The sequence below is a fragment of the Ferrimicrobium sp. genome, assembly GCA_022690815.1.
Taxonomy (GTDB): domain Bacteria; phylum Actinomycetota; class Acidimicrobiia; order Acidimicrobiales; family Acidimicrobiaceae; genus Ferrimicrobium.
The window spans coordinates 17,132-31,145 of the sequence record JALCZJ010000021.1 but is presented as its reverse complement, the minus strand read 5'-3'; the positions used below and the strand labels follow the sequence as shown (position 1 = coordinate 31,145).

7 protein-coding genes are annotated in these 14,014 nt (G+C 57.2%); 2 read left to right on the top strand and 5 right to left on the bottom strand.

Features of this window, described 5'->3' with window-relative positions; translation table 11 throughout:
- Positions 1–438 precede the first annotated feature (438 nt).
- Complete coding sequence (purL, locus tag MP439_07575; GenBank protein MCI2975923.1) at positions 439–2,646, top strand: phosphoribosylformylglycinamidine synthase subunit PurL; 2,208 nt, start codon at positions 439–441, stop codon at positions 2,644–2,646.
- Positions 2,643–5,150, top strand: a complete 2,508-nt coding sequence (locus MP439_07570) for a glycosyltransferase (protein ID MCI2975922.1) — start codon at positions 2,643–2,645, stop codon at positions 5,148–5,150. Before purL ends, MP439_07570 begins: the two co-directional genes overlap by 4 nt.
- Before the next feature lie 400 nt (positions 5,151–5,550).
- Here the strand turns inward: MP439_07570 and MP439_07565 are convergent, their stop codons facing one another.
- The 5 genes from MP439_07565 to MP439_07545 all read right to left on the bottom strand — a co-directional run bounded on the left by MP439_07565 (position 5,551) and on the right by MP439_07545 (position 13,197).
- Positions 5,551–8,277, bottom strand: a complete 2,727-nt coding sequence (locus MP439_07565) for a hypothetical protein (protein MCI2975921.1) — start codon at positions 8,275–8,277, stop codon at positions 5,551–5,553.
- 1,175 nt (positions 8,278–9,452) lie between these two features.
- Complete coding sequence (locus MP439_07560) at positions 9,453–10,142, bottom strand: glycosyltransferase family 2 protein (protein MCI2975920.1); 690 nt, start codon at positions 10,140–10,142, stop codon at positions 9,453–9,455.
- Positions 10,132–11,070 carry an SDR family oxidoreductase gene (locus MP439_07555; protein MCI2975919.1) on the bottom strand — a complete coding sequence of 313 codons (939 nt, stop codon included), beginning with the start codon at positions 11,068–11,070 and terminating at the stop codon, positions 10,132–10,134. Before MP439_07555 ends, MP439_07560 begins: the two co-directional genes overlap by 11 nt.
- Before the next feature lie 34 nt (positions 11,071–11,104).
- A complete protein-coding gene (locus tag MP439_07550) occupies positions 11,105–12,421 on the bottom strand; it encodes a UDP-glucose/GDP-mannose dehydrogenase family protein (GenBank protein ID MCI2975918.1) in 1,317 nt (438 codons plus the stop codon).
- 401 nt (positions 12,422–12,822) lie between these two features.
- Entirely contained in the window at positions 12,823–13,197 is a 375-nt protein-coding gene (locus MP439_07545) for a DUF4338 domain-containing protein (GenBank protein ID MCI2975917.1), read from the bottom strand.
- Positions 13,198–14,014 lie beyond the last annotated feature (817 nt).

Here is a 14,014-nt window from a genome sequence, read left to right as displayed (position 1 = left end):
TCCTGTGGCCATGGTAAGGGCGTACACTAAAAGTCAACAATCACCAAGCCGACTACTGCAACGACCCAGCAGCCAATGGGGACCAAGGTTGCTTGATCGCGGATAAACGGGGATTGCGCTCTCATAGGCTCAACTGTGTTCACATGCAAGCCGAGCCGTCCAATGGTCTCACAGTGCCGCATCTGGCCAAGGCATTGGGGCGGCGAGGCATTGGGCTGGGCACTGGGCTGGGGTACTGTACCGTGCTCTCGATTCCTTGCACTCCACACCGATCAAGCGAGCTCCCCACGCAAACCTTCGGTCCTGTTCAACCAAAGCACGGGTTCGCACTCAGGTGTGTTAGACGAGTCGTCGCAAGTGCCTCTGTTTACTCGATCGAGCAATTTCGATCAAATGCCGACTAGGCAGAGAGGCGCAAGCGTGCTAAGGGTAAGCTCCATGAGCGTGGAGAGCGAAATCTATCGGCCCCTAGGGCTTACCGACGACGAATTTGACCTCATCGTTCATCAGTTGGGCCGAGAGCCCAATCTCGTTGAGCTTGCCATGTTCTCCATCATGTGGTCCGAACACTGTTCGTACAAGTCTTCACGACTCCATCTTCGCAGACTGCCGACCTCAGGCCCGCGGGTCATCATGGGGCCAGGTGAGAACGCCGGCGTGGTCGCCGCAACTGAAGAGATCTCGGTCGCACTACGGATGGAGAGTCACAACCACCCCAGCGCCATCGAACCGACCCAAGGAGCGGCAACCGGTGTCGGGGGCATCCTCCGAGATATCTTCACCGTCGGCGCTCGGCCAATCGCGCTGCTGGACTCACTCTGGATGGGGAACCAAGATGATCCCCAATCTCGTTGGATCTTCGACGGCGTGGTCGGGGGGATCTCCTCCTATGGCAACGCCGTCGGAGTGCCAACCGTCGGGGGTGAGATTCATTTCGCGGCACCATACGGTGCCAATCCACTGGTCAACGTGGTCGCAGTCGGCATTGCCCACACCGACCGGCTCGTCAGAGCGCTGGCCTCCGGTGCTGGCAACCATGTCGTTCTCTTGGGGGCCACAACCGGCCGTGACGGTATTGGAGGTGTCTCCGTGCTTGCCTCGAGCGGGTTCGATGCAACCTCTGCTGAGAAACGCCCATCCGTGCAGGTGGGTGACCCGTTCGAGGAGAAGAAGCTCATCGAGGCTTGTCTTGAGCTCCTCGACAAAAAGCTAGTCGTCGGCATTCAGGACCTTGGGGGTGCTGGCCTGACCTGTGCAACCTCCGAGACCGCCGCGAACGCCGGTAACGGCATCAGCGTCTGGGTCGATCGCGTCCCGGTACGGGAGCAAGGAATGAGTCCTATGGAGATCCTGTGCTCCGAGTCCCAAGAGCGCATGCTCGCCATCGTCACGCCGACCAACTTGGAGGCGGTGCTCGCCATCTGTGAGGCGCAAGAGGTGCTCGCTACCGTCATCGGAGAGGTCACACCCCCCGACGAAGATGGGTCATACGCGGGGCGCGGAGTGCTACGAGCCTACTTCAAGGACGCAATGGTGGCCGAGATACCAGCATCAGCCCTCGCCGACGAGGCTCCACTCTACGAGCGAGCTATCAAGGAGCCGATCGAGTTTCGCGAGCGATCTCGTCGTGAAGTTGCGGTGCCAAGCGACTGGCACGAGATCGCTTATCGTGTCCTCGATGCCCTCTCCTTTGACCCGAAGGCCATCTATTCACGCTACGATCACATGCTCTTTCGCAACACCCTCGTATCTCCTGGGGCTGACGCCACCCTGCTTCGCGTCCAAGCGCCAGGTATTGGATCAACGGACCTCGCGATGGCGCTTTCCGTCGATGGCAACCAACGCTGGTCCAGGGCTGATCCACAATATGGGACCCAAGCGGTGGTAGCAGAGTCGCTCGCCAACCTCACCTGTGTTGGGGCCACCCCGGTCGCGCTCGTCGATTGCCTCAATTTCGGTAACCCCGAGCATCCTGAGGTCATGTGGCAGTTCTCACTCGCCGTCGATGGTATTACCGAGATCTGCAGCGCGCTTGGCGTCCCGGTCGTCGGGGGCAACGTCAGCTTCTACAACGAAGCACATGGATCCGACATCGACCCGACCCCAGTGGTATCGACCATCGGCTTTCGGCCAAAGCCACACCGCCCGGTCCCCGATCCACGACGCGCCCATGGCACGGTGGTTCTCGTTGGTACCGGCGAGGTGCCAACACTCACAGGATCGGTATTCGCATCGATCGTCGGTGATGATGCAGGGGCATTCCCAGCCATCGATATCGAGCGACTCGGTCATCTCCTCCAGGTGGTAGCGTCGCTGGTCGAGGGTGACGAGCTTGTCAATGCTGCCCACAACCTCGGCTCTGGGGGCCTCCTCGGTGGTGCCATGCGGCTCGCTCGACTCGCCCGCCAAGGGATCACGATGCACGACCTAGGCGCACAAGATGGTAGCTCAGAGGCCATAGCGCTCCTCGGGGAGCATCCCAGCCGCTTCCTGCTCACCACCGAGACCCCTGAGGCACTCTGCTCCCACCTCGATCAGGAGGGTCTCGAGGCCGCCGTCATCGGGGTACTCGGCGGCAACCAGCTCGTCTACAAAGACTGGTTACACCTCGATCTTGGACCATCAGACGAAGGTGAGCTCCGATGACACCCCCAAAGCGCCGTCGTAGCCAAGCCCCAAGCCCCATCACCAACCTTGGCGACGCCGAGGTCCTGAGCGAGGTCGATTACCTGCACCTCGTCCTCGATAATCGAGCGATCGAGCGCGACGACCTGGCTCGCCAAATCGCCGAGCGTAACACTCAGCTCGCCCAGATGCACGACTCCACCAGCTGGCGGGTGACCAAGGGACTCCGCCTCGCCTCTCACACGCTCACGACAGAGATCGCACCACGACTCGTCAAGGCTTTACAGCAAAACCCGCAACTCGGTGCCCTCATGCGCAAGTATCGCCCCTCAATAGTGCCTGTCGATCCCGTCAAGGGGGGGGACAACGCCACCGTGGCAGAGTCGGGCCCAGATACCACATCTGAGGCTGCGGTCGATGAACTCGACATCGAACCCTACCTCAAATGGGTGCGCGAATACGACACCAAGATCGACGAGGGCGCCATCCGTAACTTCACGGACCGGCTTACCCTCCAGCCGACGATCACGATCGTCATGCCAACCTACAACTCGCCCATCGTCTATCTCCGTGAGGCCATTGAGTCGGTGCGAGCCCAGATCTACCCCAAATGGGAGCTGTGCATCGTCGACGACGGCTCCACCACCCCAGAGGTTCTCGACGTGATCAACGAGTATGTCGCGAAAGATGCGCGTATCGTCGCCCACCTACGCCCCGAAACCGGCAACATCGCCACCGCCACCAACGACGGAATTGCGATGGCAACCGGGGACTATGTCGCCTTCCTCGACCACGATGACCTGTTGCGTCCCCACAGCCTGAGCTGGGTCGTGGCTACGATCAATGCACACCCGAACGCCGTCGTTCTCTACTCGGATGAGGACAAACTCACCAGTGATGGGCGACGCTTTAGCCCGTACTTTAAGCCTGACTTCGACCCGATCCTACTCCTGGCGCAGAACTACATGACCCACCTCTTTGTCGTCCGCAGGGCAGAGCTGCTGGCCCTGCGTGGACAACGAACCGGTCTGGATGGGTCCCAAGACTGGGATCTTGCCCTGCGTATCACCGAAGCCGTACGTGAGGATCAGATCATCCACATCCCAGTGATTCTGTATCACTGGAGAATGATCGCCGGTTCGACGGCTATTCGAGTCCAACTCAAACCAGCAGCCCAGCGCGCAGGCATGACGGCAGTCGAGGAGGCACTGGAGCGACGCGGCATGCAAGCCCGACTCGAGCCCGTGCTACAAGATGCCTACCACCTCGTACATTTCATCCCTGCAACCACCCCACACGTCGCCATCATCATCCCCACGCGCAACCATGTGGATCTCCTCGCCCAATGCCTCAGCAGCCTCGAGATAACCGACTACCCCGACTACGAGGTCGTGATCATCAACAATGAGAGTGACGAGCCCGAGACGCTTTCCTTCCTCGAAGAGGTTGCTACTCGCCCACGACATCGCGTCCTGGATTATCCACATCCATTCAACTATGCCGCGATGCACAACTGGGCCATTGGTCAAATCAATGCCGACCTGATCTGCATGCTTAACAACGATACCGAGGCCATGAACCCCTCATGGCTGACCGAGATGGTCGGGATGAGCATGTACGACAACATCGCGGCGGTCGGTGCATTGCTATGGTTCCCGGATCATACGGTGCAACATGCAGGAGTCGTGTTGGGCATCAACGGCGAAGCCGGTCATCGTTACAAACTCAGCAGTGACGATCAATACGGCCATGGCGGCCGAATCATGCTGGCCCAGCGACTCTCTGCGGTCACCGGTGCCGCCATGCTCGCATCGAAGGCCGCCTACGAACAGGTGGGTGGCTTTGACGAAGGGTTCACGGTCTCGCTCAACGACATCGACCTCTGCCTCAAGCTCAGCCAGGCGGGCTATCACATTGGCTACACACCAGCCGCTCAACTCATTCACCACGAGTCCAAGTCCCGTGGCATGGACACCGAGCCGACCAAGAAGGGTCGTTACGGCACCGAGGTGATCCGCTACTGGCACAAATGGGCGCCACAGATCCTGAACGACCCCTATCACAATCCGAACGCCTCCATCGACGACGTCGGCTGTGGTGCCGCATGGCCTCCGCGCGTTGACGTCCCCTGGCTGCCGTTCTACCGGGGCGTTGAACTCCCATGCCCACGGCCAGCGCGTTACTTCCCATCCAACCCGATCGTGCTCGAACCCGGCGCCAAGATCGAATGTCGACTCGACCTTCCCAACGGCATCGACCACACCATCGACCGCGTCGTGATCTGGGCGATGGAGACCGAGCCGTATGCGACCACCCCTCATCGAATCTGGATCGAAGACTCCAGTGCACCGACCGTCCCGTCCTGGCTCCATCTCGATCCGATCACAATCCCACTCGACCCAACCTCGAAGCCAGGCGACACCATCACCATAGGCCACGAGGGGACAACGCCGCTACTCATCGAGGCAGTCACCATCGATCGCGACCTCAACCTACGGCTGCGGGTCGAACAGCGGCTGCACTGACGCTGACCGCGACGATCACAGGAACAATCGGCGATGACAGAGACGATGACAGGGATGATTTGAACGCCATGACAAAGTTACGTGGCCGGGCCCAGCGATCGCCAGATCATCTCGATGGAGCGGATCCAATAAGCGTTCAATAGCACTCCGTCAATGGTGGTTGTGCAGGCATCCACAGGAACACTGCACGCACGCGTCTCACGTTGTGCCGCTCAGCTCGTTGTGCCGCTCAGTACCCACCAGATACAAAAGCGCCTGTCAAAACTCGTGATCTGGACGAGCACCACAGAGCAACCTTCAAGCGAGCGAGCCCGTCACAGCCATCGCTCGCCTTCGGCGGGCGCTTTTGAGTGGTGATCGCGTATGATCACCGAAGCGACCAGGACCAGACGTGGTGCGATCACACCCGCTTGGCCCGCCTGCGCCCGACGGATGCGTCGACGATCACGCTGATGATCAACCCGATGAGCGCGAGTGCAGTAAGCCCCTCAAAGAGACCCGCATGCAAAGGCGCATACCGAAAGCGAACCGTGTGTATCCCGGCTGGAACCCTCACCCGCTGGAACAGCCCATCCACCGTGGCAATCCCCAACGAATGGCCTCCAAGCGTGGCCGACCAACCAGGAAACGACGTCTCGCGATAGGTCAAGGAGCCAGCACCCTGACAGGAGTAGCGCGCTGAGCTGCCTTCGTAGGAGAGAATCTTGCAACCACGGCCGGCCACCGAAAAAATCGGATCCGCCTTGTTGAGCTGGTATACCGAAGTGGCCGCGTCGCTATAGACCAAGTGCACTTGGCTCATCGTCGACATTCCAATGCCGAACACCACGTTGGTCGATGGGAGCGGCCGCTGATCGAGCGCCATTGGGAACGGTGCCCCACTCTTGGGAGCATCGACCAACGCGACAGGATGCGACAGAGATGGCCACGAGAGCTCCAAGCTGACCGGACGACCCGGTCGGAGCACAAGCGAGGTCGGAAACACTACCTTAAACTCCCCCGCCGCTAGCGATGCGCCTGCGTTCACACAGGTCAACCCAGAGCAGATCCGAGCATCCATGATGCCCTTGACGTGTGAATCCGGCGCAACGGTCGTCACCGACAAGGAGGTAATCGACGCCGTTGAGGTTTCAAGCGTGGGTAGGGTCGCCTCGAGATTGGTGTGTTCGTCAATCTTGAGGCCTGGTCCAGACGGTATGGCCCGGCCTGCCTGTACCGGCGAGCCCGCCGGTACCTCAGCAGTCATCTGGAACGGGTTGTCCCCCTTGGCAACAAGGACGTCACGAACTCCCATCGCCTCATAACTCCTGAGGTTGAGCTCAAGCGACTGCGACCAGGGCTGAGCAGTGCTCAAGGGCGTGTTTGCGCCATTCATGCTTACCGGGTTCGCAGCGAACTCCGGTTCGATATAGTCCGTGATCCAAGAGACAGTGTCGCTTGGAATCGGCAGGTAGTTGTAGTCGACGGAGGGGATGCGATAGAAGGCACTGTAGTTGGGTTGCAACACGGACAGAGAGAAGACGCGGTAGTCACCGAGATGTGCCTCCAAGAAGGAGAGTACACGGTGATCGACACTACCTGATCGCGGATTCGCCGCAATCGGCACGCAGAAGAGAACGAGGGCGTTGACAACCATGATCGAACTGAGCAGCACTCCCCCTCGCCCACGACGCGAGGTGAACAACACGGCCACAATAGCCACGGTTACCACAACAATGCCAAGCAGTGACCACAACATCCAGGAGTGCAACGCTGGGTCGTCCCAGACCTCGCGCAGGTCCACTCGATTAACGACAAAGACCGCGAAGGCCAACAAGGCTGTGATCGCAGCCGCTAGAACACCCCAACGGTGCCGTGATGTGGGGTTACAGAGTGCATCGATCCCGCGGGCAGCCAAGACGATGAGTGCGAGCTCCCACGATGGGTTGGCGTAGCGAAAGACCGCGACCCGCTGAGACTCGGGCAACAGGTTGACCAGGGTCGAGAAGGGAGCAATCCCATAAGTCCTGCCGACAAAGAACAGACCAAAGATCCCGAGGCCGATCGAGAGTCGATCCCACCGCGTCACAAGTCCGTAGGCGGCAACGAGCAAAAGGGCAATACTGACGTAGCCGCCAATGTTGGACCAGGTAAAGGTCAGCCACGGCAAGCTGAAGGTTCGAAAGATCGGGCCAGCGACATAGGGAGCCAGTAACCCTTGAATTGCGCCCGCTGGCGGCAGCGACACCTGCGAGAATGACCCAACGTGGGCACCGAGATATTCGTGTGGGAGCGCCTCGGCGAACGGCCCAAGCGAGATAGCCGCGATCAACACACCGACCCCGAGACCGAGCACGAGGTGCCAAAGGGTACCGAGCCACTCGGCGCGTGCCAGGTAGCTCATCCTTAAGAGCGCAAAAACACCAGCAAGGATGAGCGCCACATATGCCGTCTCAGGAAACCCGGCAAGAAACATCAGCGCGGTTGCGACCGCCAGGAGCTGCCACGTCCCACGTTCACGATGGTGCGTCTTCTGGATCGCTACCTCAACGCCAAGGACGACCCAGGGGATGAAGGCAAGGGTGATACTCGGATTATCACCGAACCAGGCGAAGGTCCCATTGAGCGTGAATAGGAGCCCACCCGTCAATGCAGCCAGACGAGAGAGTCCAAGACTTCGCAGCAACAGGTAGGTCCCCACGCCGGCGATCGCCCCAAGAAGCGCGTGTTCGAGCTCGACACCAACCCCTCCGTGCAGAGCCATCAGCAGGGTCAGTGGGAAGAACGGAGCGTTTTGAAGCTCAGCGGCGAGTGGTAGACCGGCACCACTAAAGGGATTCCACCACGGCATGATACCGTGGAGAAGATCGGTCGCATCGAGGTGGCCCAGCGCCTGGGTCGTGAAGCCAACATTGGGATCGATGTAGGCGTAGCCGGACGAGAGCCCCGGAACCACATGCTCGGCAAACAGGCCACGAGTGATCACAGGGTCTTCGTTGATTAGATGCGCGAGGGCAGGCACCAAGAGCACCAGAGGAAGCGCGACAATCAAGGCGATGATCCGATAGTCCTCTCGTAGCAACCGCCCGACTGAGACCCGCTCACTGGCTACGTCTCGTGTTTGGCGATCGTTTTTCGTATGTGCCACCCGGTACCTTTCCATCCTCTGACCATCGGTAACGCTAGACTGAGCATAGTTGGCATACGCGCCGCACGGCGGTCAGCCATGCACATGGGCATTGACAACTTCGACCAAGATCATGAGTGCGGCTTGCTCGAAGGTGCGAAATTCAGCTGAGATGCATGCTTATCTCATCACCCACAATGGAGGTCAGCACCAGGCCTCACCACGTGTTGATAACGGCCACACCTTGGACATCTCTCGTGTACTCGCATTCGTCAAACGAATATCAAGATATGAACAAGATCACCTCGCCATTGGGTGCAGGTTCGCTCCTCCCGGGATCGTCATCTCTTTGCGTTTTGTGCTCCGTCGCTGCTTACCGATCCTCGCGGGCGACTGATCGAGACCACCAGCAACCGTTCCTCAAACTCTTACTAGGTATCTCGCTGATGGACTACCACCTACCTGTACTCCAGGAGGTGATGGGCACCTAAAATTAAATGTGCCATTGTCACGGATAGATGCCAAGCACATCAGGCCATAGTCTTCTCGGGGCTAGTGACGGCAACGCTTTCTAGATCACTGGGGTGGTACCCAGCCAAATGCCGGGGAAACACATTCCCCCTCCGTCAACGACTCTTTAGCCACCGGTTCGGGCACACCCCCGCGAACTACAGGTGTTGTTGTCAATCTCGTACCCGTCTAGCAGCATTGAGAGTTTCGACCAGTCGACCGCGGCTTTATGCTCAGCGCCTGTATGGTCAAGTACCAGATAGCGATACTCACGTGGTTCGCTAGATTTGTTGCTCAGTTGAGATCTCGGTCGACGACCAAGGCACAGTTCGCAGCGAAACATGCGCTCTGATAAAGGAAGTCGTGACCTTGTCGCATGACATCTGGAGCATAACTTCTATGGTGGATGTTAACGGTCGGCCAAGAACAGCGATGATCCAGATCACCGGCACTTATACGACAACTTCCTATGGCACTCTCCAAGCGATGAGTCTTTGACAACGCGGCTAAAACCTCGCTTGCCTTTCCCCTTTCGTCCCATACCTTCCACCTTCAAGTCTTCAAGCCAAACCATAGCAACAATCGTCTCGGCCCCACCCTACGTTATTTAGCTAAGCGAAGTCGACAAATTACCTCAGTAGCTCATCGCGAGACTATTATCCAAGATTGTACTATCGGAGACTGTACTATTGAAGATTGTACCGTGCGATACAGACCAGCGCGTGGACCCCATCGCGCCAGCCGATCTTCTTACCTTCAGAATAAGTCCTACCATCGTAGCCGATCCCTACTTCATAGATCCGGATCTTCGGAATGCGTGCCACCTTAGCTGTGACTTCTGGCTCAACACCAAAACCACGCTCCTGGATGTCGAGTTGACGTGCGACATCAGCCCGAAATACCTTGTAACAAGTCTCCATATCGGTCAAATTGAGGTTGGTACACATATTGGAGAGAGTCGTCAAGAACCGATTGCCTAACGTATGCCAGTAGTACAGAACGCGACGAGAGTTTCCACCTTGAAAACGGGAGCCAAAAACGACATCAGCCTTGCCATCTAAAATGGGTTGAATCAGAGATGGGTACTCTTGCGGGTCGTACTCCAAATCGGCGTCCTGAATGAGAACAATATCACCGGTCACTTCCTGAAATCCGGTACGTAGTGCCGCCCCCTTACCTTGGTTCACCCCGTGAAGAATTAATCGCGTATACAGGTCCGAGTGGCTCTTGAGAATGCGAGGGGTATCGTCTGTCGATCCATCATCAACAACAACTAACTCCATCTCTAAATCTAGGTCTACCGTGTTGACACGCCTCAAAAGCTCAAGAATGGTCTGCTCTTCGTTATAGCACGGGATTACCACACTAAGCTTCACGAGCTAGCTCCCTTCTGAAATAGTCGACAGTCCTAGCCAAGCCCTCCTGAAAAGTCCTAGATGGCTTCCAGCCCGTTGCCTCAGTGAGCCGAGAAATATCTGGCCTCCGCCTCTTCGGGTCATCCACTGGCAGTGCCGTAAACTCAAGAGACACCGTAGTACCAACTACCTCGGCCACAATCCGACCCACCTCTGCAATAGATCTCTCTTCAGGATTGCCGACATTGTACGGCCCAACCTCTACCGTTTGATTCATTATGGCTATCAAGCCATCCACGAGATCATCCACGAAACAAAAACTGCGCGTCTGCTCTCCAGATCCATACACCGGTAGCTTCAGACCCTGTAGTGCTGCCACTACCATGTTGCTGATCACACGCCCATCGTCTGGATCCATCATTGGACCGTAGGTATTGAATATGCGGGCAACTCGTACATCAGTCCCAAACTGCCGATGAAAGTCAAAGCAAAGGGACTCGGCAACGCGCTTACCTTCGTCATAGCACGCTCTCTGCCCCACTGGATTGACTGCCCCAACGTACTCTTCCGATTGGGGATGGACCTCCGGATCGCCGTAAACCTCGCTAGTGGAAGCCTGCAAGACGCGCACACCGGTAGCCTGGCCCAACTCCAACGCGTGCTTTGTCCCCAGTACACTTGTCATCGTCGTCCCAATAGGATCAGCCTGGTATCGAGGAGGCGACGCTGGGCACGCGAGGTTGTAGACCTGATCTACCTCGAATGCATACGGCGTCCTGACGTCGCCCTCCACAAATTCGAAGTCCCGAGAATCAAGGAACGCCTTGATGTTGTTGAGCCGACCGGTACTTAAATTGTCCATGCACACAACAACATGTCCATCGGCGAGAAGCCGGTGAATCAAGTTTGAACCGATGAAGCCCGCACCACCTGTGACCAGAATCCTCACACTCCATACCTCCAGATCAAAAGGCTTAGAACAGTCAACGACCTATGCCAAAATAATCCAATCCCGCCCGCCTGACCAACTCTGGTTCTAGTGCGTTCCGTCCATCAAACACAACTGGAGTAGTCATTAGCGTGACAGCCTTGTCGAAGTCGGCTTCCTTGAATTCATCCCACTCAGTCACAAGAATAAGCCCGTTGCTTGCATCTAGCGCGTCATACATATTATCCATCACGGAGACTCTCGGCTCATGCCCGTACCTGGCACGTGCTATCGAGTTGGCAACAGGGTCATATACGCGCACTCTGGCATCTGCCGCGAGGAAAGCATCGATCACTCCAAAACTTGGAGCCTCTCGGGTATCGTCCGTATCGGGCTTAAACGTGATACCCCACACTGTAACGGTAAGACCTGAGACGTCCCCACCAAAATGGTGAAGAACCTTGGCAACCAGGTACTTCCGCTGAGTCTCATTGATCTCTTGAACCGCAGATATAAGCGGAGCGTCCAACCCGTAGCTCCTGTACATTGCGGTTAGCGATGCCGTGTCCTTTGGAAAACAGGACCCACCGTAACCAACACCAGCATTCAAAAAATGTGGCCCAATTCGTTCGTCCAAACCAGCAGCATAAGTGACCTCAGTAATGTCAGCCGCAACCACATCACAGAGTCGTGAAAGTTCGTTAGCAAAACTGATTCGGGTTGCGAGAAGCGCATTCGCAGCATACTTAGCCATCTCTGCTGACTCAAACTTCATTGTCAAAACCGGACATGAATATCCGAGAGAATTCAGAAGGTCCTCCATCAAGGGGACAGGTTTCCCGTCACTAGTGCCGACAACTACACGATCCGGATTGAAAACGTCATACACCGCTCTACCTTCACGCAAGAATTCCGGGTTAGAAACTAATTCAATATTTAGCTCAACCCCTCTCTGGCTAGTCAACTCCCTTGCTAGTTGTGACAGCCTTCTGTTCGTACCGACTGGTACAGTACTTCTCACTACCAGAATAATATCCCTAGTAACCGCGTCGCAGACACTCGCAAATGCAGCATCTAAGTAACTGAGATCAGCACTACCATCCGCCTGAGATGGGGTCCCAACCGCTAAGAAAACGATATCTACCTCAGAAACGGCGGCTTCTATATTGCGGATAAAAGTCAGAGTCCCCTGGCTCATAACATTGGACAGGACTTCAGCGAGGCCCGGCTCATAAAACGGAACCTTACCAGCGGACAGGGTGTCCAATTTGCTCGAATCAATATCGCATCCGACAACTTGATGCCCGGAACTCGCAATCCCTACTGCGGCAACTAGTCCCACATATCCCAGCCCAACCACACAAACTCGCATCCAGCACACCTTAATACCTACTTAGCAGGTTCCGGGCTCCATTGACATTCATGTGGATCAACTCGCTCTTTCATGGGTAGCCTCAAGTCAATCGGGCCACAGGCCAACATCACGAGTGCGAGGGTAGCCTTGGCGGAGCGAAACCCATTCGAGCGGGCAATGATGCAGCAGACTCATGTACTGAGCCCCTCCACCCGTAGAGACATGGGGCGAACCCGTGCGAGTGCGATCCTCCCGGGCCAATCCGATCTCCCGCGGCGCTTTCAGTTGGGTAAAGCGAGGATGCGACCGTGGTTACGGTGCAGGGGATAGGGAAAGATGTCCATGACCAGGAGAGCGTATTGCTTGTAGTGGTCAAGCTTGACCCAGCCTTTGGTCTGGCCGACATGGAGCTAGTTCGCTCAACCGGTAGCTCGCTCCGGCAAAGCGGCGGATCCGACAAAGGTCTCTAAGAGCACAGGCTGGTAACCGTAGACGAGCTGCCAGTCGCTAAGGGGACGGCGAGCGACACGAAATAGGGTGTACGAGGCGGGGTTCACGACACGCAACTGGGGCAGAATGAGAAAGCGGGTGTTTCCCACCACGAGGTACAGTCGTGCTTCGCGGGTCGCTTTTTCCCAGCTGATATGGGTGTCGCGTAGTGCACAGCTCCATGCTGAGGCAGCAAAACCGATGCCGCCAAGGGTTCCAGAAGAGCTCTCGATACGATAGCGCTGCTGAGCACGGCAAAGGTAGTGGTCAAGTGGCCGGTGGGAATCGCACCCCCAGGCTCCCACAGATTCTGGCGTGAATCGCTCGATTCACCAGGCTCTTCTCATCCGTCGGTCAGTCAGTATGCAGGCATGGACCCACTTCCACTGGGCGAACAGCCCGAGTACTCGTTCGAACAGTCCGGTTTGCCACCGCTTGAACCGCTCGTCGGTTCGTCATCGCCGGTAGTTGTTCCCCACCCAACGTCTCACGTAGGGACTGACACGCTGGAGAACGGGAGCCATTGCCGACCGGTAGCACCGGCCGTGAGGGTCTATCCACCTGGCGACTGTAAGGTTCAGTCATCGGGCCAGGTCGTGGGCCACATACCAAGATCGGCCTCACTCGCCGCCCAGAGGGAGAAGCGCTCAAGCACGACAGGATTCGGCGCCTTTCCACCAGCCTCGACACATTCTTGTGCGCAGGCGATGGGATAGGCGCGCGGGTTGGCTCCTCATACGCTCGGTAGTTGCGGTAATGGTCCTAGATCCGCGCGGCTAGTGTCCCTCTTTGCGCGAGCGTCACGTGATCGAGGATCCTACGTCCACCAACCTTCGGTATAGGCTCCACTGCGGTGATGTACTCTGCCTGCTCTCAGACAACTGATTACCCCCAGAGAGTAGATGCCAGCTGGGATAACCAGGCGTAAGGGTTGAAAATTCCCTATCGAAGGAATTTCTGAGAAAGCAAACTAGGTGCCAACTCATTTGGGTGTCATCTATTCGTCATCGCATGTGCACAAGATAGCGTGCAAATGCGTTAGCGATTCGCCCGTTCCGTGATCAACACCCCACACCGTCGGCTCGCGTCTACCTTGTCCGGCGGGAACTGAACTGGGTGTTC

Coding starts and splice junctions, on each gene's coding strand:
- purL (MCI2975923.1), top strand. CDS start 439: ATGAGCGTGGAGAGCGAAATCTATCGGCCCCTAGGGCTTACCGACGAC.
- MP439_07570 (MCI2975922.1), top strand. CDS start 2,643: ATGACACCCCCAAAGCGCCGTCGTAGCCAAGCCCCAAGCCCCATCACC.
- MP439_07550 (MCI2975918.1), bottom strand. CDS start 12,421: ATGCGAGTTTGTGTGGTTGGGCTGGGATATGTGGGACTAGTTGCCGCA.